Raw genomic sequence first — 22,789 nt, forward strand, 5'->3', positions numbered from 1 at the left:
AAAAAAGAGGCTTCCTGCGGCTGTGTTTTTCCGCTACGGATTCCAGAGCGCCCGCTTTTTGCGGAGAGAACACCGCCTCCCTTTTTCGTTTCGAATGTGAAGGAGAGTCCGCTTCCATGATCGGTCTGGTTCTGGTCACCCACGGACGACTTGCGGAAGAGTTCATTGCTGCCCTTGAGCATGTCACGGGCAAGCAGGAGCGGATTGCCGCAGTCTGCATCTTCCCCGACGATGATATGGATGAGCGCCGCAAGGCGATCCTGGATGCGATCGCCCAAGTCTCCCCACCGGCAGGCAGCGCCGAGGGCACCAGCGGCGTGATCCTTCTGACGGACATGTTCGGGGGCACTCCGTCGAACCTTGCGATGTCCATCCTCGAAACCGACACCATCGATGTCATTGCCGGCCTCAACCTGCCCATGCTCATCCGGTGCGCCTCGGATCGCGAGAAGGGCATTCCCTTCCAGGAAATGGTCCTCAGTGCCCAGGAAGCGGGCAAAAAGTACATCAACGTCGCCTCCCGTCTCCTGGCCCAAAACAAGTAGGGACGGCAAAGACTTCCGCCGGGATCGTCCCGGCGTGCCTTGCGCGGGGGCCCGGTTTTGGCCTGAATTTTGAAGGATCGGGTGGATTTTCCGGGAAACGCGGCGCATACTCCGCGCGCCATTTCACCCGGGGCGTGTCCGCTTCCCTGTTTTCGCGCCACAACCACCCCTCAGGAAGAGTTGAGCTCATGGTATCTCACGCCCTCCAGGCCGCAGCCTTCGCGAACGACGACCATCCCCGGGAGTCGGACGACCCGGCTTCGGCCAGCCACTCTGTCGATCTGGAAATTGTCAACCGCCTGGGGCTGCATGCCCGCGCGGCGGCCAAGTTTGTCCGGACGGCCTCGGCCTTCACCTCGGATATCTCCGTCAGCCACCAGAACCAGACCGTGTCCGGACGCTCCATCATGGGGCTGATGATGCTGGGCGCCTGCAAGGGCACGACCATCAGCGTCTCGGCCCGCGGCTCCGACGCCCCGGAAGCCCTTCAGGCGATCCGGGATCTGGTCTCGGGGCGGTTCCATGAAGCGGACTAGGCCTCCCGCGCCGCCCCCCCAGGCGGAGCCGGTCCGAAGCCTTCATATCAAGGGACTGGGCGTCGGCCCCGGAATCGGGATCGGCGAGATCACCCTGTACGCTCCGGACGCGCTGCACATTCCGGAGCACACCATCCTCCCCGAGGACGTGGACGCCGAGCAGCAGCGGGTTCTCCAGGCCGCCGAGAAAAGCGCCCTTCAGCTCGGGGCCCTGCGCGACAGCGCCCGCGCCATGCCCGGCCCCGTCGGCGAGGAACTGGATGTTCTCCTCGAGGCCTACCAGCAGATGCTGGGAAGCTCCCGCCTGATCATGGACGTGCTCGCCCGCATCGAGAGCGAGCGGGTCAATGCCGAGGCCGCCGTCCGCCACGAGATGGAGGCCATCGCCCACACCTTCGCCGCGATGGACGACCCCTACCTGGCCGCCCGCGCCGACGACATGCGCGACGTCGGCGGACGCCTGATCCGGGCCCTGGTCGGCTCTGTGGAACAGTCCCTGTCCAATCTCGATCCGCGTTCGGTGCTGGTGGCCGACACCCTCAGCCCGGCGGACACGGCCCTGCTGCACCCGGGATCCGTCGCCGGTCTGGTGCTGGAGCGCGGCGGCACCGAATCCCATACGGCCATTATGGCCCGCTCCCTGGGGCTGCCCTGCATCGTGGGCGCCACCGGCCTGATGGAGGTTGCCCGTCACGGCGACATCATTTGCTTCGACGGCGAGACCGGCCTTGTCATCCTCAACCCGGACGACGAGACCCTGGCCGAGTACCGCAGGCGCGAGGAGGCCCACCGCACCCGCCAGAAGATGCTGGCCAGCCTGCGCGATCTTCCGGCCGTCACGCCCGACGGCATCCGCATCACCCTGATGGCCAACGTGGAGCTGGGCTCGGAGCTGGACTCCGTGTTCGAGGCCGGGGCGGAGGGCGTGGGCCTGTTCCGCACCGAGTTCCTCTATATGAACCGCACCACCCTGCCGGACGAGGAGGAGCAGTACACCGAGCTGCGCTCCCTGGTGGTGGCCATGAAGGGCAAGCCCGTGATCATCCGCACCCTGGACGTGGGCGGAGACAAGCTCTCCGGCGCCCTGGGGCTGGAAATCCCGGCGAACCCGGCGCTGGGGCTGCGAGCCATCCGCCTGTGCCTCCAGCGGCCCGAGATCCTGGAAACCCAGTTCGCGGCCATCTTGCGGGCGGCGGTCCTGGGGCCCGTGCGGATCCTGATCCCCATGATCGCCTCCAAGGACGAGTTGCTGGCGGTGCGCGAGATCTTCAACCGCGTCGTGACCCGGCTTCACACCCAGGGACTGACCCTGCCCAATCCCCTGCCCCCGATCGGGGTGATGATCGAGGTGCCGGCCGCGGCCCTGTTCGCCGACGACCTGGCGCGTCACTGCGACTTTTTCTCCATCGGGACCAACGACCTGATCCAGTACACCCTGGCCATCGACCGGGCGGACGAGACGGTGGCCCACCTGTATGACCCGCTGCACCCGGCGGTCCTGCGCCTGATCCAGTACACCATAAAGGCCGCCGCAGAGGCCGAGATCCCCATTGCGGTGTGCGGCGAGATGGCGGGAGACCCGCGCCTGGCGGCTCTGCTGGTGGGCATGGGCGTGCGCACCCTGTCCATGGCGCCCAGCCGGATTCCGCGGGTGAAGCACAATCTGCGCCAGCTGGACATGGGCCTGGCCGTCTCCCGCGCCCAGCAGATCCTGAAAAGCACCGACAGCAGCACCATCCGGGATCTGGCCGAAAGCCTCATGGTGGACGAAACCGTCTGATCCGATTGCCGGAGCCCCGGTGCGCGGGGCCTCCGGTTTTCACCCCCCTCTCCCATAGCCCCGTCATTTCCCGGGGGAGCCGTGTACCGTTGCCCCGTCGGGACGCGCGCGGCCCGCCCCTTACCGCGCCCAACGCACGCGAACGCCCCCGGCACCCGGAAAACCGGACGGGAGGAACAGGTCAGGGAGAACCGCACACGGACACCCGACCGGCGAACACGCCATCAGGCCAGCCGCGAACCGGCGTCACACTCGAATGATGTAAGGGGGGTATTCCCGCACAGGGGGAATGGGGCGAATGATGGGATTCGAACCCACGACCTCATGGACCACAACCACGCGCTCTAACCAACTGAGCTACATCCGCCACACAAACCTGCGGTCTTCAGGAGGCGAACCGCCCCAACCGCAAAAGCTGGCTCGGAATACTCCATCCCGGAGTGCATCGTCAAGCCCTTCCTGGCGGGGGTGTCAAAAAATGTGTGTTTCTTTTTCGGTGTCCGGGCCGGACCGGTAAAGACGCTTCTTGCTTTTCGCGTCGTTTTGCTCAAAAAAGGCGGTGTGCCGAATACCGTGCGGCGTGCCCGCCTGGCGGGTCCGGCACGCCCTCCGTCCGGGACGGCTTTGAACCCCTGACTCCTCAAAAGACAAAGGGCAACGGGTGCGTTTCATGGTAAACATTAAGGAACAGTGCTCCGGTCAAAGTCCCCGCGAGGCCTGCTCGAGCGGCCCCGTTTCCTGATCCCCCTGTTTGAGAGACGAGAAGCAGTCCCATGAAAAAAATCGAAGCGATCATCAAGCCCTTCAAGCTGGACGAAGTTAAGGAAGCCCTGAACGAAGCCGGCTTCCAGGGTCTCACGGTCACCGAGGCGAAGGGCTTCGGACGCCAGAAGGGTCACACCGAGCTGTATCGCGGCGCCGAGTACGTTGTCGACTTCCTTCCCAAGGTCAAGATCGAGATCGTGGTCGAGGACTCCATGGTTGACCGGGCCGTCGAGGCCATCCAGCAGTCGGCCCAGACCGGCCGCATCGGAGACGGCAAGATTTTCATCTACCCCATCGAGGATGCCATCCGCATCCGCACCAGGGAGCGCGGCAGCGACGCCATCTGAGCATCGCCGGCGTTCCAGGTCCCGTGACGGCGCACGCCGCCGTCACCGGACCGGGCGGGGCCCCCTCCCGCACGACTTTCCCCAAACAGTAAACAGGAACATCCTCAATGTCCGACGTTCAGAACGTTCTCGACATGATCCGTGAAAACGACGTGCGGTACGTCGATTTCCGCTTCACCGACCCCAAGGGCAAGTGGCATCACGTCGCCCAGCACGTCTCCACCGTGGACGAAGACCTGCTGAACGAGGGCATCATGTTTGACGGCTCGTCCATCAGCGGATGGAAGTCGATCAACGAATCCGACATGATCCTGAAGCCGGACCTGTCCTCGGCCGTGATGGACCCGTTTGCGGCCCAGCCCCAGCTGATCCTGGTCTGTGACGTGCTCGAGCCCTCCACCGGACAGAGCTACGACCGCTGCCCCCGCTCCATCGCCAAGAAGGCCGTGGCCTACCTGGGCGCCTCGGGCGTGGGCGACACCGCCTACGTGGGACCGGAAGCCGAGTTCTTCGTCTTCGACGACGTGCGCTTTGACGTGTCCCCGAACCGCTCCATGTTCGAGTTCGAGTCCGAGGAAGGCCCCTACGTGAGCGCGAAGGTCTTCCAGGAAGGGAACTCGGGCCACCGCCCCGGCGTGCGCGGCGGCTACATGCCCGTGCCTCCGGTGGACAGCGGACAGGATCTCCGCGCCGAGATGTGCTCGGTCATGGCGGAAATGGGCATGGCCGTGGAAAAGCACCACCACGAGGTGGCCCCCTCCCAGCACGAACTGGGCATCCGCTTCAACACCCTCATCGAGGCGGCGGATGACATGCAGAAATTCAAGTATGTCGTCCACATGGTGGCCCACGCCTACGGCAAGACCGCGACCTTCATGCCCAAGCCGGTGGCCGGAGACAACGGGTCGGGCATGCACACCCACCAGTCCCTGTGGAAGGACGGCAAGCCCCTGTTCGCGGGATCGGGCTACGCCGACCTGTCGGACACCGCGCTCTACTACATCGGCGGCATCATCAAGCACGCCCGGGCACTGAACGCGTTCACGAACCCCTCGACGAACTCGTACAAGCGCCTGATCCCGGGCTTCGAGGCGCCGGTCCTGCTGGCCTACTCGGCGCGGAACCGCTCGGCGTCGTGCCGCATCCCCTATGTGGACAGCCCCAAGGGCAAGCGGGTCGAGGTCCGTTTCCCGGATCCGGCCGCCAACCCCTACCTGGCCTTCGCGGCCCTGCTGATGGCGGGCCTGGACGGAATCGAGAACCGGATCCATCCGGGCGACCCGATGGACAAGAACCTCTACGACCTGCCGCCGGAAGAGCTGGCGGGCGTGCCCACGGTCTGCGGCTCCCTGCGGGAGGCCCTGGAGGCTCTGGACGCGGACCGCGACTTCCTGAAGAAGGGCGGCGTCTTCTCGGACGAGTTCATCGACAGCTACATCGCCGTGAAGCGCGACGAGGTCCACGCCTTCGAGCACGCGCCCCATCCGATCGAGTACAAGATGTACTACTCGGTCTAATCCGGTCCCGAACCGGATCACGGCCAACACACACCGGGGCCGGGGGCTGGTGCCTCCGCCCCGGATCCCCGCCGGGCCCCGGTCCGGCGCGGTCCCCCGCACGGACGGGGAAGGCGCCGGTGCCGCCGTTATGACAGGAAGGCGATCCACGGCCCCCGGCTTCGGCGCGGGTCCGGGCAGACCCGGGTACCCCCCCACGCTCGGTAAAGCCCCCCACGCGTTCCCAAGAAGCCGCTTCCCCACACACTGCCCGGCACCCGGCGGGATACGGGCCCCGCATCTCAAGTCGGGCATATCCCCCTGTTTTCATTGAGTATCCGCGCCAGAAACTCCGGGTGGAGTCGCCTCCCCGGAGCCTCGCTGGCATGTGCCGCAACATCCGTCGCCCGCCGGGCCCGGACTCGGACCCGACATGGGGTCCGCACACGCGCGCCGCCCGACACAGGCACCCATGGTCCCGCACTACACCCGAACACCCCCGGGGTGTATGTCGCGCGCATCATAACCCCTGGGGGCGGGGCCACCCGGGCCCGGACACCGCAACATTCTGCAACAATGATTGATTTGAAGGGCCCGGACATCTTTTCTAGTATCACTATCGAAAGTGAACTTGAGAACTGCGGGAATGTTGAAAATGGATGCTGGTCTTGTCCGGGAAGAAATGTCGTCGAGCGCGTTGCCCTACGCCGTGTCCGGGCTGCCCCGCCTGTCAAGGCCGGCCCTTCAGCACACGATCGACCGGGCCGAAACCCTCTCCGGGATCGGGCTTCACAGCGGCCGCCCCGTCTCCATGACCCTGCGGCCTGCGGCCCCGGGCACCGGGATCCTCTTCCGCCGCATGGACCTGCCCGCGGGCGCGGCCCGCGACCTTCCGGCCCGCGCGGACCGGGTCGTCTGCTCGCCCCTGTGCACCACGCTGACCAATCCGGCGGGCAGCCAGATCTCCACCATCGAGCACCTGATGGCGGCTTTTGCGGCCCTGGCCATCGACAACGTGATCGTCGAGACCGACGCGCCGGAGCTCCCCATCCTTGACGGCTCGGCCGCGCCCTTCGTGGCCATGATCGACCGGGCCGGGATCTGCACCCAGGCGGCGCCGCGCAAGATGCTGCGTGTGCTGAAGCGTGTCCACGTCGAGAAGGGCCCGGTCTCCGCGACCCTCGAGCCCGGCCCCGGCGGCCTGAGCGTCTCGTTCCACATCGACTTCCCCGCCGAGGCCATCGGCCGCCAGTCCTGCCACATCGCCCTGGGCGAGGCCGGATTCCGCCGCCACCTGGCCGGCGCCCGCACCTTCTGCATGAAGGACGACGTCTACGCCATGCAGTCGGCTGGTCTGGCTCTGGGCGGCTCGCTGGACAACGCCATCGTGGTGGACGGAGCGACCGTCCTGAACCGCGAGGGGCTGCGCTACGACGAGGAGTTCGTCCGCCACAAGGCCCTGGACGCCATCGGCGACCTGTACATGCACTCGCTTCCGATCAGCGGCCGCTACACCGGGGTTCGCGCGTCCCACGCCATGAACGCCGCCCTGCTGAAGGCCCTGCTTGCGGACCCGACCGCCTATGCGATCGAAACCGTGGCTCCCGGTTCCGGCCTTGCCGAGACCTTCACCGCCTCCCGGGACGAGGCGGAGCTGGTCTGCGCCTGATACGGAACGCGGACCGCTCCCGCCCGCCGGCGACACCCCAAAGGCTCCCGGACCACACCGGAGCCGCCAAGGGGGTACCGCTTTCGCCTTTGCCACGCCTTTCCGGCGTGGCCACCCTGTCTTTCGGGCCTTAACGCCCTGCTTTTCCGGTGTGGCCGCCCGGCCTTTCGGGTTTTGGCCACCCAGTGCCGACCGCACCACCCCGCCCGGAAACCCGGGCACAGGGTCCGGTGCCAGCGACTATAAAGCGCCGAACTGTCCGCGAAACTCGCGTGATGCGCAACGGGCGCCGGGGAGACCTACACCGATCTCCCGCGTGCAAAACTGCGCTCCGGACTCCGCTTTCGACACGGCGCGGGGGCTCGGCGGTCTCACGACCCCGGGCCCCCACCTCTTTCCGGCCGTCCCGACCGGCCACCGGCCCGAAGGCCGGCGCCGGGGAACCGGCTATCCTTCGAGAACACGCTCCAGAATGAGGGTCCGCCGGCCCGACAGCCGGTTGTGCGAGGGCAGCTCCACCGAATCAATCCGCTTGAACCCGAAGTTTCCGTAAAGCTTCAGAGCCCGGTCATTGTTTTCCCAGACCCGGGCAATCATGCGGCGCTTCCCGGCCGCTCCGGCCATGCCGACAGTCTCCGCAATCAGGCGCACGCCGATGCCCATGCGGCGCTGGGAGGGCTTCACCGCGAGCGCGTTCACCAGCAGGGTGTCCCGGTCCACAACGTGCTGGAACAGCCGGGCCACGTGAGCCAGACGGTCCGCGGGGATCCAGTCCGGAACAATCCGGGGCGCGCTGTCGGCCGCAAACGCGTTGACCATGCCCACCACCACATCACAGCGCAGGTCCGCATTGTGCAAGGTGGCGACCCGGAAGCTGCGGAAGCCCAGGGGCCCGCCGGGATTCGCGGCGATCAGACGCGCAAGGACGTCCCGCGCGGGCTGACCGGGCTGCAGGTCACTGAAAAGAAACTCGTAAAGCCCCTCTCCCGCCTCCAGGAGGAGTTTGGCGAGAATGCTGGCATCTTCGGCAGATGCGTCGCGAACGGTGATGATTGCATTGCTCATGATGGTCCTCCTGTCGGCCTTTTTCGCGGTACGCAACCCCTGGCGCCCACACCCTTTAGGATACACGCTCCCTGGAGCCACTCAAAGGAAAAAGACGTTTGTCGCACGGGCTACGGACCGAAAAGGCCATGTTTGCATCCGTTCCGGTAGAAGGATTCGCGACAAAACACCAAAGAGCGCAAAAGGCGTGAAAAATTCAGGCGGGGGAATTGCCAGAAGCGTTCTTTTTTACGATTATGCCCTTACGGGTCCGACGAAAATGGCAGACTCCTTGTCATTGCCCGAACAGGACAGAAGGCGGGAAATTCGCTCCATGAAAAAACTCTCGTTCCCGGTCATCGCGGTGCTGGCCATGGTCACTGCGGTTTTCTCGGTTCCGCTTTCCGGCTGCTCCGGCAAGAAAGACGATCTGTACGTCGAGCGGCCGGCCGAGGCCCTCTACAACGAGGCCCTGTCCCTGATGAATGACGGGAAGTTCCGGGACGCCTCCAAGGCGTTCGACGAGGTGGAGCGCCAGCACCCCTACTCGACCTGGGCCATGAAGGCGCAGGTCATGGGCGCCTACGCCCTGTACGAGAACTCGGACTACGATGACGCCAACGTGGCCCTGTCCCGGTTCATCGACCTGCACCCGGGCAACAAGGACATCGCCTACGCCTACTACCTGCGGGCCCTGTGCCAGTACGAGCAGATGTCCGACGTCCGCCGGGACCAGAGCGCCACCGAGCGCGCCGCCGAGGCCCTGACCGAGGTCATGCGCCGCTTCCCGGAGTCCGAGTACGCCCGGGACGCGCGCCTGAAGCTGGACCTGACCCGCGACCACCTGGCCGGACGCGAGATGGTGGTGGGGCGCTACTACCTGAAGAGCAACCAGTACCTGGCGGCCATGAACCGCTTCCGCAAGGTGATCGAGAAGTTCGACCAGACGACCCACGTCCCCGAGGCCCTCTACCGCCTTGTGGAGATCAACACCATTTTGGGCCTGAACTGGGAGGCCCAGCGCGTGGCCGCCATCCTGGGCCACAACTTCCCCGGATCCGAGTGGTACCAGGACGCCTATGACCTGGTGGGCGAGGTGGTCCTTGACGAGAACGCTCCGCCGCCGCCCGTCAGCTCCGCCCTGACACCGGTCGAGAGCCAGACCCTGCCCTGAGGGCGCGTTCCCATGCTTTCGTTCCTGTCCATCCGCAATGTTGTACTCATCGAGAAGCTGGACCTCCCCCTGGAGCCCGGCCTGAGTGTCCTGACGGGCGAGACCGGCGCGGGCAAGTCCATCCTGCTTGACAGCCTGTCCCTGGTGCTGGGCGGCCGCTCGGACGCGGGCCTGGTGCGCAAGGGCGCGGACCGGCTCTCGGTCTCGGCGGAGTTCTCCCTGCCCGAGGGACACCGGGCCCACGCGGTCCTGGAAGAGGCCGACCTTGCCCCCGCTCCCGGGGAGCCCCTGATCGTGCGCCGGGATATCGGCGTCGACGGCCGCTCGAAAGCCTTCGTGAACGACCGCCCCGCCAGCGTGGGCCTGCTGAAACGCCTGGGAGCCGAGTTGCTGGAAATCCATGGCCAGTTCGAGAGCCACGGCCTTCTGGACCCGTCCCGCCATGGCCCGGTGCTGGACGCGTTCTCCGGCGCCGTGCGCTCGGCCCTTGCGGACACCGCGGCCACCTGGGCCACCTGGCAGGAGCGGCGCAAAGCCCGCCGGGAGTGCGAGCTGGCCCTTGAGGCCGCCCGCCGGGACGAGGCCTACCTGCGGGCCGTCCTCGAGGAACTGGAGCAGGCGGCCCCCAAGCCCGGGGAGGAGGAGCGCCTCGCCATCGAGCGGGCCCGCCTCATGAGCGGCGAGAAACTGGCCGACGCCATGAAAACCGCCCTGGACGCCCTCTTCGGTCCGCCGGACGTGTCCCGTGCCCTGTCCACCGCGTCCCGCGCCCTGGAGCGCATCGCGGACGCGGACAAGCCCGGCCTGACCCCCATCCTGGAGGGGCTGGAGCGCGCCGCCGTCGAGCTGTCGGAAGCCCGCGCCTCGCTGGAGGCCTACGCCTCGCGGCTGGATCTGGACCCCCGCACCCTGGAGCGGGTGGAGGAGCGCCTCTTTGCCCTCAGGGGCCTTGCGCGCAAGTACGACCGGCCCGCCGACACCCTCGAGGCCTTCCTGGAGGACACCCGCACCCAGCTCGCCTCGCTGGACGACAGCGGCTTCGCCCTTGACCGGCTTCAGAAAGAGGAGACCGCCGCCCGGGAGGCCTATCTCACCCGGGCCACGGCCCTGTCCAAAGCCCGCAAGAGCGCCGCAACCGCCTTGGACAAAGCCGTCAACGCCGAACTGCCCCCCCTGAAGCTGGAAAAGGCCCGCTTCGGCACCTCGGTCGAGGCGCTGGACGAGGACGCCTGGGGACCGCGGGGCTTCGACCGGGTGACGTTCCTGGTCGCCACCAACCCGGGCGCCGCCCTCGCCCCGATCCACAAGATCGCCAGCGGCGGCGAGCTCGCCCGCTTCATGCTGGCGCTGAAGGTGGTCCTGGCCGCCGACGGGGATGTGGAGACCCTGGTGTTCGACGAGGTGGACGCGGGAATTGGCGGCGCCACGGCCGACGCCGTCGGCGAGCGTCTGGCCCGCCTGGGAAAGGCCGTCCAGGTTCTGGTGGTCACCCACTCGCCCCAGGTCGCCGCCCGGGGCACGCACCACTACCATGTATCGAAAACCGTGCGCGGACAGGACGAGCTGCCGGGGACCGAGGTCCGAACCCTGGCGCCCGACCACCGCCTTGAGGAAGTGGCCCGGATGCTTGCCGGTGCCGAAGTGACCGACGCCGCCCGGGCCGCCGCCCGCGCCCTGCTCGGGGAGACCCCATGACCACCACCGACACCGGGTCCGCCCGCCTCCCCTCAGGGGAGGTCCGGGAGGACTACGCACGCCTGTGCGCCGAGATTGCCCACCACGACGCCCTCTACTACCAGAACGACGCCCCGGAGATTTCCGACGGCGACTATGACGCCCTGCGCGCCCGCCTGGACGCCCTGGAGGCCGAGTATCCCTCCCTGGTCACGGACCAGAGCCCGTCCCAGCGGGTGGGGGCCGCGCCGGTCACCCTGTTCAGCCCGGTCACCCACCGGGTGCCCATGCTCTCGCTGGCCAACACCTATGACGATGACGAGGTGGTGGCCTTCAACGACCGGGTCCGCAAGTTCCTGGGCCTGGGGGCCGGCACCCCCGTGGCCTACATGGGCGAGCCGAAAATCGACGGGCTCTCGTTCTCGGCCCGGTACGAGAACGGGGTCTATGTGCAGGGGGCCACCCGCGGCGACGGCACCGTGGGCGAGGACATCACCGAGAACCTGCGCACCCTCTCCGACCTGCCCAAAACCCTGAGGGGCGACCGGCTGCCCGCGACCCTGGAGGTCCGCGGCGAGGTCTATATGAAGAAGAGCGACTTCGAGGCCCTGAACGAGCAGCTGGCCGCCAACGGCGAGCGCAAGCTGTTTGCCAATCCGCGCAACGCCGCGGCGGGCTCGCTGCGCCAGAAGGATCCGGCCGTGACCGCCTCCCGGCGCCTGTCCCTGTATGCCTACGCCCTCGGCGACATCGAGGGGGCCGAGCCCTTCGACAGCCAGTCCGCCCTTCTGGACCAGCTGGCCGCCTGGGGCTTCCCGGTCCAATCCCTGAACCGGGTCTGCGAGGGGATCGACGACGCCCTGGCCTACACCCGGGACCTGGGCGCCAAACGGCCCGAGCTCGATTACGATATCGACGGCGTGGTCTTCAAGGTCAACCGGATGGAGTACCAGGAGCGGCTGGGCATGATCTCCCGCTCGCCCCGCTGGGCGGTGGCGCGGAAGTTCCCGGCCGAGCAGGTGGAGACCGTCCTCGAGCGGATCGCCCTTCAGGTGGGGCGGACCGGCGTGCTCACCCCGGTTGCGGAGCTGGAGCCCGTCCGGGTGGGCGGCGTGATGGTCTCCCGGGCTACCTTGCACAACGAGGACGAACTGCGCCGCAAGGACATCCGCGAGGGCGACCGGGTAATCATCCAGCGGGCCGGGGACGTGATCCCCCAGGTCGTGCGGGTTCTGCTGGACAAGCGCCCGGCGAGCTCGGAGCCGTTCGTGTTCCCGACCGTGTGCCCCGTCTGCGGCTCCCACGTGGTGCGCCTGGAGGGCGAGGTGGCCCTGCGCTGCACCGGCGGCCTGGTCTGCCCCGCCCAGGTGGTGGAGCGGCTGCGCCACTTTGTCTCCCGCTCGGCCTTCGATATCGAGGGGCTGGGGCACAAGATCCTGGAAACCCTGTTCGAGGCCGGGCTGGTGCGCACCCCGGTGGACATCTTCACCCTGGAGGAGCGCAACCGCGCCCCGGGCACCTTGCAGCGCCTGGAAAACCGGGACGGCTTCGGCAAGAAGAAGGTCGAGAACCTGTTTGCCGCCATCAACGCGCGCCGGGCCGGGGTCGCGCTGGAGCGCTTCATCTTCGCGCTCGGCATTCCCCAGATCGGGGTCTCGACGGCGCGGCTTCTGGCGCTGCACTATGGCTCCCTTGAGGCGTGGCTGGGCGCCATGCAGGCCGCCCTGGATCCGGGCTCGGAGGCCTTCCAGGACCTGGTCTCCATCGAGGGGATCGGCCCCTCCATGGCCGCCGACATGGCCGCCTTCTTCAGCGAGCCCCACAACCTGGAGGTCATCCAGGGCCTGAGGGACGTGGGCGTGGTGGTCCAGGACGCCCAGCGCCCGACGGACGACGGAGACAGCCCGTTCTTCGGCAAGACCGTAGTCTTCACCGGCACCCTGGAGAAAATGGGCCGCTCGGAAGCCAAGGCCCGCGCCCTGGAGCGCGGCGCGAAAGTGGCGGGCTCGGTCTCGAAGAAAACCGACTTCGTGGTGGTGGGCGCGGATGCGGGCTCCAAGGAGACCAAGGCCCGGGAGCTGGGGCTTCGCATTCTCACAGAAGACGAGTTCCTGGCGCTGCTCTGAGGCCGGGCCCGGCCGGGGGCCGGCGGGGGCTGCTTTGGGGGCGTGCCGCGCCCCTGTCCGTACCGACAGACCGCCCCCCGGAGCCCCGACACCGCGCGCCCACTCCCCCCTCAACGGGCGGCAAGCGCCAGGCCACGGGAACCGGGGACACCTGCGTCCGCGACCCGAATGCGCCCTGACGCACCGGGCGTGATGCCGGAGGCGCGGTTGGGGCCGGGGAACCCTGGGCAGGCGACCCGCAAAACGACTGCAGGCCCGAGCGCCCTTCTCTTTTCAGTGGATTGTGGGCGCCCGCAGAGCTATAAGAAAGCGCGTTTTTGCCTGCGGGGGCGTAGCTCAGCTGGATAGAGCGAGCGATTCCTAATCGCTAGGTCGGAGGTTCGAATCCTCTCGTTCCCGCCATTTTTCCCCTTCCGCATTCCCTGATATCCCAGCGTCCCCCCATCCGGAGGGCGGTGTACGGACACGCCCCGATCCGCCGTGGCGCAAAATGCGGTGGGCGCTCCCCGGGATATGGCGACCACGCCCCACAGCGCACGCCTGCCCACCGCGGTTGCCGCCCCCCTGCCGTCGCGGCTGGCCGTGCGGTGAGGGCAGGGCAGCCATCCCACCCACGGCCCTGCCCCTGCCACCGGCCCACGCCCTTTCTTCCTGCCACCGGCCTTGCCCCCGTCCCGGCTCCGGTTCCGCACCCCGGGGCGAGCGTTGGTGTGGGAACGGGGGCCCGTGAGCGCCGCCCCCAGCGCTCCCGATTCGCCCGATTCGCGGCCCAACCCCGGCGCCTGGCCGCGGCAGCCGCCGCACAGGCGCGCTCGGGACACACCGGCGCGTTCCCGACGCCCGCACACACCGCCCGGCCCCCTCGGCACACCGGACCAGGTCGCCGCCAGAACCGAGCCCGGCAGGGGTATTCCCGTGATGGCGCGGGGACTTGCACGATTTGGTTGTGATCCGGACGGCGGACCCTCCACACACCCGAAAGGCCCGAAACCCGATGGGGAAACGGGCATAAACCGCGCGCGCGGCGCCGGATCGTGCGGGATCGATAGTCAATTTCATCGCGACTGCGTCGCAATATATTTGACGGGGTCATGAATCGCTGGCATACCATGGGCGTCCGTCACGAAAACACGGACGCGACACCAGCAAACCAGCGAAAGGGCTGAACGATGAAGATCGCATTTTCATTTTTCAAGACGGCGGTCACGCTCACCGGCAAGTTCGTGGCCATGATCTCCGCGGCTATCGAGATTTTCGAGACCTTCAAACCGGCCACCAAAACGGCGCGCACGGCGCGGGCTCTCAAGGTTATTGCTGCTGCCCGCTGATCCGGCGCCCACCACGGCCTGAGGCCGGGGCAGCACACCGGGTACCCCGCCCCCCAAGTGAGACGGCTGGACCGACCGGACCGGACGGCTCCATCATGCGGGTTCCCGTACATCGTCTGCAGGCCCCTGGCCTCGCTTCTGCTTGCGGCTCCATCACCCGAGGAGCCGCTTTTTTTGCCTGCGATCGGGGCCCAAACCCGGTGCCCCTGCGGTGCGTCCGCCCTGCCCGGCCCGTCCGGCAAATCCGGGTCCACGCCCCCGGAGAGATACGCCCGAACGCCCTTCCCGGTGTTGGCCGACCCGCTCGCTACACCCCGCACCCGGTTGCCGGCGCCCCATCCTGTCCGACCCCGAGGGCACGGTGTCATGGCTTGCCCCGCACGCCCGTCCGCAACACCCCGGGAGGCTCCCCGGCCGTCAGGCACGGCCACAGCCCCCGGACACGGGCCACAGGACACCGCCCCAACCACAAGCCCCGGCACCATGCCCCATGAAAAAAGCCTCCCAGCCGGTGCGGGGAGGCTTTCTGCGCGGGAGCCCCCGTCCGGGCATTGCGAACCGGAGCGGGGCGGGAGGACCGGAGCCCTCCCCTCCCTCGTGTGTGGCCGGGGCCGGGTGCGCGGGAGCGCCCGTGCTGGCGCGCCCCGGACCCCGGACCGGGCGTGTTACTCGGCGAACTCGAGGATCTTCTGGTCCACCGAGAGGGAGTCTCCCGGCTTCGCGTAGATCTTCGAGATCACGCCATCGCGCTCGGCCTTCATGATGTTCTCCATCTTCATGGCCTCGATCACGCAAAGCGTCTCGCCCGCGCGGACCTCCATGCCCTCCTCGACCGCCATGCTCATGAGCAGGCCCGGCATCGGGGACATGAGGAAGCGCGACAGGTCAGGCGGCTCCTTGTGCGGAATGCGGTTGATGTACTGGGCCGCCTCCGGCGTGAACACCAGAGCGGTCTCCTGGGTGCCGGCGTGGGACAGGGAGTACTCGACCCCGTTCTCCTCGACCTGGACCACCAGCATCTGACCGTTGCGAAACGCCGGATCCGTCGGGCGGCAGTCGATCATGGCCCGGAAAATCGGCTCGCCGAAGCGCCAGCTGTGCAGAACCGTGTAGATCCGGTCCTTGAAGTGCACCCGGTGGCCGCCCTCGATCTCGCGCACCCAGATGTCGTACACGGCGCCGCCCAGGTAGATGATCCAGTGGTCCCGGGGAACCTTCTCGTGCCCCTGGATCTGGCCGCTGATGCGGGCCTTGCGGTCCACGTTCTTGCGGTGGATCGCACCGAGCGCTGCAATCAGGAAGGTCGGATCCTTGGCCGGCAGGTCCGCCTTGCGCAGCCCCTCGGGATACTCCTCGGCGATGAAGTTCGTGGTCAGGCGCCCCTCGCGGAAGCGCGGGTGAGCCATGATCGCCGCCAGGAACGGCACGTTGTGGGAAATCCCCTGCACGTAGAACCCGTCCAGAGCCGTGCTCATGAGCTGGATGGCCTCGTCACGGGTCTGTCCGTGGGTGATCAGCTTGGCGATCATGGGATCGTAGTACATGCTGATCTCGCCACCCTCCTCGACACCGGTGTCGACGCGCACGGCGCCGTCCTCGTCCACGGGGGGGATGAAGCGCACGAGACGCCCGATGGAGGGCAGGAAGCCCCGGAACGGATCCTCGGCGTACAGGCGGGACTCGATGGCCCAGCCGTTGATCGAGACGTCCTCCTGCTTCAAGGTGAGCTTCTCGCCGGCGGCGATGCGGATCATCCACTCGACCAGGTCGATGCCGGTGATCATCTCGGTGACCGGGTGCTCCACCTGGAGGCGGGTGTTCATCTCCAGGAAGTAGAAGTTCATGTCCGCATCGGCGACGAACTCGACGGTGCCCGCGGACTTGTAGCCCACGGCGCGGGCCAGGGCACAGGCCTGCTCGCCCATCTTGCGGCGGACGTCCTCGGTCAGGAAGGGGGACGGGGCCTCCTCGATGACCTTCTGGTTCCGGCGCTGGATGGAGCACTCACGCTCGAAGAGGTGAATGAAGTTCTCGCCGTCCGCCAGGACCTGGATCTCGATGTGACGGGGGCTCTGGATGTACTTCTCGACGAAGACCCGGTCGTCGGCAAACGAGGACCGCGCCTCGTTGGTGGCCGAGACAAAACCCTCGCGGGCCTCGGTGTCGTTCCAGGCCACGCGCATGCCCTTGCCGCCACCGCCGGCCGAGGCCTTGATCATCACCGGATAGCCGACCTCCTGGGCCACGCGGACCGCGTCGTCCGCATCCTTCAGGACGCCCATGTAGCCGGGAATGGTGTTGACGCCCGCCTCGGCGGCCAGCTTCTTGGACTCGATCTTGTCGCCCATGGCGCCGATGGCGTGGGCGTCGGGACCGATAAAGACGATCCCCTCTTTGGCCAGCGCCTCCTGGAACAGGCGGTTTTCCGACAGGAAGCCATAGCCCGGGTGGACGGCCTCGGCGCCGGTGTCCTTGCAGGCCTGGACGATCTTGTCGATGACCAGGTAGCTCTGGGCCGAGGCAGCCGGGCCAATCAGAACCCGCTCGTCGGCCATATCCACGTGCAGCGCGTTCTCGTCCGCCTCGGAGTACACGGCCACCGTCTTGATGCCCATCCTCTGGCAGGTCTTGATAACGCGGCAGGCGATTTCTCCGCGGTTGGCAATCAGAATTTTCTTAAACATAGGGAACCCCATTTTCCTCGATTTCGTTGCGTTTCGATCGGCACAAGCCGGGCATCCGCCTCGTTAGAGCGGGATGTTCCCATGCTTGCGCGGAGGGTTCTTCTGCTCCTTGTTGCGCAGCATCGCGAGCGACCGGCACAGGTGCTTGCGGGTGTCTGCCGGCATGATGACGTCATCGATGAAGCCACGGGCTCCGGCAACGAACGGGTTTGCGAACTTGGTGCGGTAGTTCTGCTCGTGCGCGGCGATCTTCTCCGGATCCTTCATGTCCTGACGGAAGATGATCTCCACGGCGCCCTTGGGGCCCATGACCGCGATCTCAGCGGTCGGCCAGGCGTAGTTCACGTCGCCCCGCAGGTGCTTGGAGCTCATGACGTCATACGCACCGCCATAGGCCTTGCGGGTGATCAGGGTGACCTTGGGCACGGTGGCCTCGGCGTAGGCGTAGAGCAGCTTGGCGCCGTGCTTGATGATCCCGCCGTACTCCTGGGCGGTGCCCGGCAGGAAGCCCGGGACGTCCACGAAGGTCACGATGGGAATGTTGAAGGCGTCACAGAAGCGCACGAAGCGGGCGCCCTTCTTGGCGCTGTCGATATCCAGGCAGCCCGCGAGGACCATCGGCTGGTTGGCGACGAAGCCCACGGTCGAGCCCTCGAGGCGACCGAAACCGACCACCAGGTTTCCGGCGTAGTTCGGCGACAGCTCGAAGAAGTCGCCCTCGTCCACGACCTTGCGGATCAGCTCCTTGATGTCGTAGGGCTTGTTCGGGTTGGCCGGCACCAGGGAGTCCAGGGAGACCTCGACCCGGTCCCAGGGATCGTCGGTGGGGCGCACCGGCGGCTTCTCGCGGTTCGACGACGGCAGGAAGTCCATGAACCGGCGCAGCTGGACCATGGCGTAGACGTCGTTCGGGAAGGCCAGGTCGGCAACGCCGGACTTGGTGGAGTGGGTGATGGCACCGCCCAGCTCCTCGGCCGTCACGACCTCGTGGGTGACGGTCTTGACCACATCCGGGCCCGTGACGAACATGTACGAGCTGTCCTCGACCATGAAGATGAAGTCCGTCATGGCCGGAGAGTAAACGGCGCCACCGGCGCAGGGGCCCATGATCATGGACACCTGGGGGATCACGCCGGACGACAGGACGTTGCGCAGGAACACGTCCGCGTAGCCCGCGAGGGAGTCAACGCCCTCCTGGATGCGGGCGCCGCCGGAGTCATTGAGCCCGATGACCGGCGCTCCGACCTCCAGGGCGCGGTCCATGATCTTGCAGATCTTCCGGGCGTGGGTCTCGGACAGGGAGCCGCCAAGAACCGTGAAGTCCTGAGAGAACACAAAGACCAGACGCCCGTTGATGGTGCCGTGTCCGGTCACGACGCCGTCTCCGGGGATGCGGTTGTCTCCCATACCGAAATCGGTGCAGCGATGCTCGACGAACATGTCCCATTCCTCGAAGGAGCCGGGATCACACAGCAGGTCAATGCGCTCGCGGGCCGTCAGCTTGCCTTTGGCATGCTGGGCGTCGATCCGACGCTGGCCACCACCCATGCGGGCGCGATCGCGCTTTTCCTGTAATTGACGGGTAATATCGCTCATAAAAAAATCCTGTCCGATGTGGGGTAGGTCTTGCGGGGAATTCCGGAGTCCACTTCAGGCACGACGCGGCTCCCCGGCGTGGGCAAAGCGCGCGGATTATATCCTTGCCAGATTGGACGCGGAAGGGGGTCTTTCGGCTAATTTTGGCAAAAAAAAACGGTCGTTTATTGCGCAAACGCACCCGGGGGAGACCGGGAGGAATAACAACCGAAAAAAAATACCGCCAAAAGGCTAGCGAATCGCCAGACCCCCTGCAACCGGGGCGGTGGACAGGGTCGCCGGGGTGTCGCGGCCCAGCTGCCCCAGCAAGGAGCGCAGGGCCTCGACGAAACGGACATCCCGCGGCGCGTCGGGATCCGGAAGAATGGCCTGGTAGACGCTGGAGATCCGCAGCACGCGGCCCAGGTCGCCGGGCCGGATATGGACGTGCAGCGTGTCCAGATTGCTGTCCACAAACTCCCGGGACAGACCCGTCAGGGCCACGGCGGCCCGGACGGCCGTGTCCCGGTCCTCCATTCCCGCCAAGGCCTCGGCAAAGGCGGCCTGGAGGGAGGTCACCGGATTGGTGCTGGAGCGCAGGCGGGCCATCTCGGCCGGGGTCAGATAGGCCCGCATCACCAGGTCGGCGCCGGTAGCCTCCGAGCCGGGCAGGCCGGGAGCCCGCCCCGCCGGAGCCGCCGGGAGGGCCGCCGTGCGTCCCGGAACGGCCACGTCGAGGGTGGCCAGGATCCGCTCCCCGTAGAGAGACCACACCACGGCGCCGGCGGCCACAACCGCAAGCCCCAGCCCCAAAAGGACAAGCAGGATCACCGCGATCTTGCGGCCCGTCCGTGCGGGGGCCGCCACAGCCCGCGCGGAAGCCGCCTTGACAGCCGGGGCCGGAGCCGGCGCCGGGGACGGTTCGGGGGCGAACTCGGGGGCCGGAGCGGAACCGGGCACCAGGGGAGCCTCCTGGAACGCTGCCGGAGCCCCGCCCCACTCGGGCCCGGGCCCGTGAGCGGCGTAGTCGGCCTCGTCGCCGAACGCCGGGGAGGCCCCGGGCGGGCGGGAGCCGGGCTCCGGAAAGGTCACGCTGTCAAAGCTCGGGCCAGGCTCCAGACCCGACAGGGCCGGTCCGGCCGACCAGTCCGGCGCTGCCGGAGGGAACGGGTCCGCGGACGCGCCCCCGGTCCACGGGGCGGTACTTTCGGGGGGATACGCCTGAGCATCGTCCGCGCCAGAGGATTGATCCGCCGCCGGCCAGATCTCGTCCGCGAAGGGGAGACCGTTGGGAACCGGCGCCGCCGGAAACGGGACCGCGCCGGGGTCCGGCACCGCGGCAGAGGCGGAACCAAACGCCGGGTCGGGACCGCGTGCGGCCCCCGCCCCAAAGGCGCCGGCCGCATCGGCCTCGTGCGGGCGGTCCGCGCCATCGCGGGGCGGCTGCACGCCCACTGACCCCGTCTCGACAACCGTGACGGTCGTCAGGTCCGTCGTCGCCGATGCGAAGCGGGACACGGCAGCGGCCGCCGCCGTCATCACGGGAGCGGCCTGCACCCCCCCGGCACCCCGGGGAAGAACCGGCTGGGGGTGATCGGTCACAAGGTGGGCAAGGGTGTCCAGAAGCGGCTGAAGTGACGAGCCAAAAAACACCTGACGCACACGGTCGCCCCCCTGCCCGGGCTCGCTCCAGGGGAGGGGCGCATGCGCCGCCTGAGCCCGTGCGGGATCGGGGGTATGACTGGAAACCGGCCCGCCGGACGTGGGCCGCAGAAAGGGCACGTCCGCCACGGGGGGCGGGGCCTCGGGCTCGGGAACCCGGGGGAACTCGGCGGTCACGGGACGGGCGCCCGGCGCCGGCGGGAGGTCGTCGTACCCGGGCGCGGGAAGGGGAGCGTAAGCCGGATCGGCGGCAAAGGCGGGCGCGTCTTCGGAGAACGGAGCCGCCGCGGGCTCCGGACCCGTGCCCTGAGCCGGCCACTGCGGACCCCCGTCCGGGATCGGGGCCCGATCCGGATGCTCGATCCGGTGGGGGCGAACCCCGGGGGACGCGGGGGCCTCGCGCCGCGCGGCGGTGCGGGTCGGGACCGGCGCGGACGGCTCGGGCCGAACCCGCCCGGCGGGCATGCGGCGGGACGGCAGGGACGGCAGGCGCCCGGGCATGGTCCCGATCGGGGGGAAAAACGAGCCCGGCCCGAAGAACACCAGAACCGGGTGCACCTCCTGACTGCCGGACGGAGCGACGTCGGCGGGTGTCCCGGTTGCCTCAGACGCCTCCGGCTCCCCGTCTGCCAGGGAGAGATCGGACGTCGCGGGGGGCTCGGCAGACCCGTCCGGGGCGCTGCCGGCCGACACCGGGGCCTCGGGAAAGGCCGCGTCCGGAAGGGCGGGCTCACGGGCGGTGTCCTCGGACCCGGGCACCCCCGCAGGGGCGGACCGGTCGGGCGAAACCGAAGCGGATGCCACAGGACCGGGCGAAACCGGTGCGGACGATGCCGGGCCCGACGCACCCGGCTCGGGCAAGGCGGGGTCGGCAGCCGCGGGCTCTGTCCCGGTGGACTGGGGAACCACCGGCGCAGGCCCGGCGGGCTGGAGTGTCACCGGTTCGGAGGCAGGGAGCGCGGACAGGCCAAGGACCGGATCGCTGGACGGGACCGCCACGGTCCCGGGCCCCGCCGTCCCATGTACCGTGGGACCGAATGCCGCATCACCGGGCGCCACGTCACCTGGCGCAACGTCACCCGAGGCCACGCCACCGGGCGCCGTGTCAGCGGGAACATTGTGTCCGGGCTCCGCAGGACCGGGAGCCGTGTCCGTGCCATCCGCGGGGGACTGGGGCGCGTGAACCGAGGGGAACGTTCCCAGGATCCGGGGCGACACACCGCCGGAGCCGAGGGATGCAAAGCCCGCCCCCAAAGGCTCCTCGACGGGGCGCGCGGGCGGGTGGTCCGGAGGGGACACGGGCGCAATCACGGGGAACGGCTCCCCGGTCATGGGGAGAACCGGGCGGACGGGAAGGGGCTCCGGATCCGGCACGGTGGCGCCGTGCCCGGGCCGGGACACAGGGGGAGCGGACACAGGCCCGGCGGACACCCCATCCGGGGCCGGAGCCGGCGGCTCGCCGGAGGATGTGTCGGCAGCGGCGGTGTCAGCCGGGGCCTCCGCTGGCGTCCCAAAGGGTGACGCGTGGGCCGCGCCGGTGTCATCCGGAGCCGCTACTGGCGCCGCAACGGGTGCTGTGACAGCAGCGGTACCAGCCGGAGCCGCCACGGGTGTCTCAACAACTGGCGCATGGGCAGCGGGCGCCACAACGGGAGCCGGAGCCGCTACTGGGGTCGCAACGGGTGCTGTGTCGGCAGCGGTACCAGCCGGAGCCGCCACGGGTGTCTCAACAACTGGCGCATGGGCAGCAGGCGCCACACCGGGGGCCGGGACCGCTACTGGTGTCTCAACAACTGGCGCATGGGCAGCGGGCGCCGCACCGGGGGCCGGCGCGGGCGCAGGCGTTGCGGAGGACGCCCCGGACCCGGACGGACGCGGCACAGGCCGATACGTCGCCCCGGACGGAAAACGCTCGGGGGCCGATGCCGTCGCGGACGCCTCGCTCGCAGGGGAAGCCGCCGTTCCGGGAGCCTCGCCCGCTACCGAAGCCGACGCCGCAGGGGGCTCCACCGCAACCGAAGACGCCGTCGCCGGGAGTGCCGCCGCAACAGAGGCCGAGACCCCAGCCGAGGAGGAAGCGGCCTCAGCCGGAGGCGCCGCCGCCGGGGTCTCCGCCACCGGACCTGCAGCAGGCACGGGAGCCACAGGGCCCCCGGGCGTCGGGGTCACCCCCTCGCCGGACCCGGCCTCCTGCGGCTCTGCCTGCCTCTGAACGGCCCGCCGCCGGGCCCGCGCCAGCCGGCGCTGTGCGGCACTGGAAAGAAAATGCGGCTGCCCGGGGGTGTGTCGCACACCATCATCCGCCATGGGCACAAATCCTCGTCTGACTAGGGAACCGTCTCACCCGATTCGGCACTTTGGCATGATAATACACAATGGTTAAG

The 22,789-nt window shown here is 68.3% G+C and carries 14 protein-coding genes and 2 tRNA genes; 11 read left to right on the plus strand and 5 right to left on the minus strand.

The genetic code is table 11. The features are described from left to right. Nucleotides 1–116 precede the first annotated feature (116 nt). The 3 genes from IHV25_RS02175 (at nucleotide 117) to ptsP (ending at nucleotide 2,861) form a co-directional block, all read left to right on the plus strand. A complete protein-coding gene (locus IHV25_RS02175; protein ID WP_192533319.1) occupies nucleotides 117–545 on the plus strand; it encodes a PTS sugar transporter subunit IIA in 429 nt (142 codons plus the stop codon). 188 nt (nucleotides 546–733) lie between these two features. Beyond that, nucleotides 734–1,081 (plus strand): HPr family phosphocarrier protein, encoded by a 348-nt coding sequence (locus IHV25_RS02180; protein ID WP_192533320.1) that lies wholly within the window; start codon nucleotides 734–736, stop codon nucleotides 1,079–1,081. After that, nucleotides 1,068–2,861: a phosphoenolpyruvate--protein phosphotransferase gene (gene ptsP / locus IHV25_RS02185; protein ID WP_192533321.1), complete on the plus strand. Its 1,794-nt coding sequence runs from the start codon at nucleotides 1,068–1,070 to the stop codon at nucleotides 2,859–2,861. The genes IHV25_RS02180 and ptsP overlap by 14 nt, the downstream gene beginning before the upstream one ends. A 290-nt stretch (nucleotides 2,862–3,151) precedes the next feature. On the opposite strand, the gene IHV25_RS02190 is transcribed toward ptsP, so the two are convergent. Continuing rightward, nucleotides 3,152–3,228, minus strand: a tRNA-His gene (locus IHV25_RS02190). A 406-nt stretch (nucleotides 3,229–3,634) separates the two neighbouring features. On the opposite strand from IHV25_RS02190, the gene IHV25_RS02195 reads away from it, so the two are divergent. From IHV25_RS02195 to lpxC, 3 genes are all read left to right on the plus strand, one after another. Then, on the plus strand, nucleotides 3,635–3,973 hold the full coding sequence (locus IHV25_RS02195) for a P-II family nitrogen regulator (protein WP_192533322.1): 339 nt from the start codon (nucleotides 3,635–3,637) through the stop codon (nucleotides 3,971–3,973). Between the two features lie 107 nt (nucleotides 3,974–4,080). Further along, nucleotides 4,081–5,490 carry a type I glutamate--ammonia ligase gene (gene glnA, locus IHV25_RS02200; RefSeq protein ID WP_192533323.1) on the plus strand — a complete coding sequence of 470 codons (1,410 nt, stop codon included), beginning with the start codon at nucleotides 4,081–4,083 and terminating at the stop codon, nucleotides 5,488–5,490. Between the two features lie 634 nt (nucleotides 5,491–6,124). After that, a complete protein-coding gene (lpxC, locus tag IHV25_RS02205) occupies nucleotides 6,125–7,138 on the plus strand; it encodes a UDP-3-O-acyl-N-acetylglucosamine deacetylase (RefSeq protein ID WP_242018733.1) in 1,014 nt (337 codons plus the stop codon). A gap of 447 nt (nucleotides 7,139–7,585) precedes the next feature. Here lpxC and IHV25_RS02210 read toward each other — a convergent pair whose 3' ends face one another. Next, nucleotides 7,586–8,203 carry a GNAT family N-acetyltransferase gene (locus IHV25_RS02210; protein ID WP_192533324.1) on the minus strand — a complete coding sequence of 206 codons (618 nt, stop codon included), beginning with the start codon at nucleotides 8,201–8,203 and terminating at the stop codon, nucleotides 7,586–7,588. Nucleotides 8,204–8,516: 313 nt separating this feature from the next. Between IHV25_RS02210 and IHV25_RS02215 the strand changes: the two genes are divergently transcribed. From IHV25_RS02215 to IHV25_RS02235, 5 genes are all read left to right on the plus strand, one after another. Then, nucleotides 8,517–9,356 (plus strand): outer membrane protein assembly factor BamD, encoded by an 840-nt coding sequence (locus IHV25_RS02215; RefSeq protein ID WP_192533325.1) that lies wholly within the window; start codon nucleotides 8,517–8,519, stop codon nucleotides 9,354–9,356. Nucleotides 9,357–9,368: 12 nt separating this feature from the next. After that, on the plus strand, nucleotides 9,369–11,051 hold the full coding sequence (gene recN, locus IHV25_RS02220; RefSeq protein ID WP_192533326.1) for a DNA repair protein RecN: 1,683 nt from the start codon (nucleotides 9,369–9,371) through the stop codon (nucleotides 11,049–11,051). Continuing rightward, entirely contained in the window at nucleotides 11,048–13,156 is a 2,109-nt protein-coding gene (ligA, locus tag IHV25_RS02225) for an NAD-dependent DNA ligase LigA (protein ID WP_192533327.1), read from the plus strand. Before recN ends, ligA begins: the two co-directional genes overlap by 4 nt. A 325-nt stretch (nucleotides 13,157–13,481) precedes the next feature. Further along, a tRNA-Arg gene (locus IHV25_RS02230) sits at nucleotides 13,482–13,558 on the plus strand. A 767-nt stretch (nucleotides 13,559–14,325) separates the two neighbouring features. Continuing rightward, complete coding sequence (locus IHV25_RS02235) at nucleotides 14,326–14,484, plus strand: hypothetical protein (RefSeq protein WP_192533328.1); 159 nt, start codon at nucleotides 14,326–14,328, stop codon at nucleotides 14,482–14,484. Nucleotides 14,485–15,149: 665 nt separating this feature from the next. Here IHV25_RS02235 and IHV25_RS02240 read toward each other — a convergent pair. The 3 genes from IHV25_RS02240 to IHV25_RS02250 all read right to left on the minus strand — a co-directional run bounded on the left by IHV25_RS02240 (nucleotide 15,150) and on the right by IHV25_RS02250 (nucleotide 21,821). After that, nucleotides 15,150–17,168 carry an acetyl-CoA carboxylase biotin carboxylase subunit gene (locus tag IHV25_RS02240; RefSeq protein ID WP_192533329.1) on the minus strand — a complete coding sequence of 673 codons (2,019 nt, stop codon included), beginning with the start codon at nucleotides 17,166–17,168 and terminating at the stop codon, nucleotides 15,150–15,152. Between the two features lie 63 nt (nucleotides 17,169–17,231). Next, nucleotides 17,232–18,764: an acyl-CoA carboxylase subunit beta gene (locus IHV25_RS02245; RefSeq protein WP_192533330.1), complete on the minus strand. Its 1,533-nt coding sequence runs from the start codon at nucleotides 18,762–18,764 to the stop codon at nucleotides 17,232–17,234. Nucleotides 18,765–18,995: 231 nt separating this feature from the next. Beyond that, nucleotides 18,996–21,821: a hypothetical protein gene (locus tag IHV25_RS02250; RefSeq protein WP_192533331.1), complete on the minus strand. Its 2,826-nt coding sequence runs from the start codon at nucleotides 21,819–21,821 to the stop codon at nucleotides 18,996–18,998. Nucleotides 21,822–22,789: the final 968 nt, after the last annotated feature.

Origin of the sequence: Phaeovibrio sulfidiphilus, assembly GCF_014861485.1 — a bacterium.
Lineage (GTDB): Bacteria > Pseudomonadota > Alphaproteobacteria > Rhodospirillales > Rhodospirillaceae > Phaeovibrio > Phaeovibrio sulfidiphilus.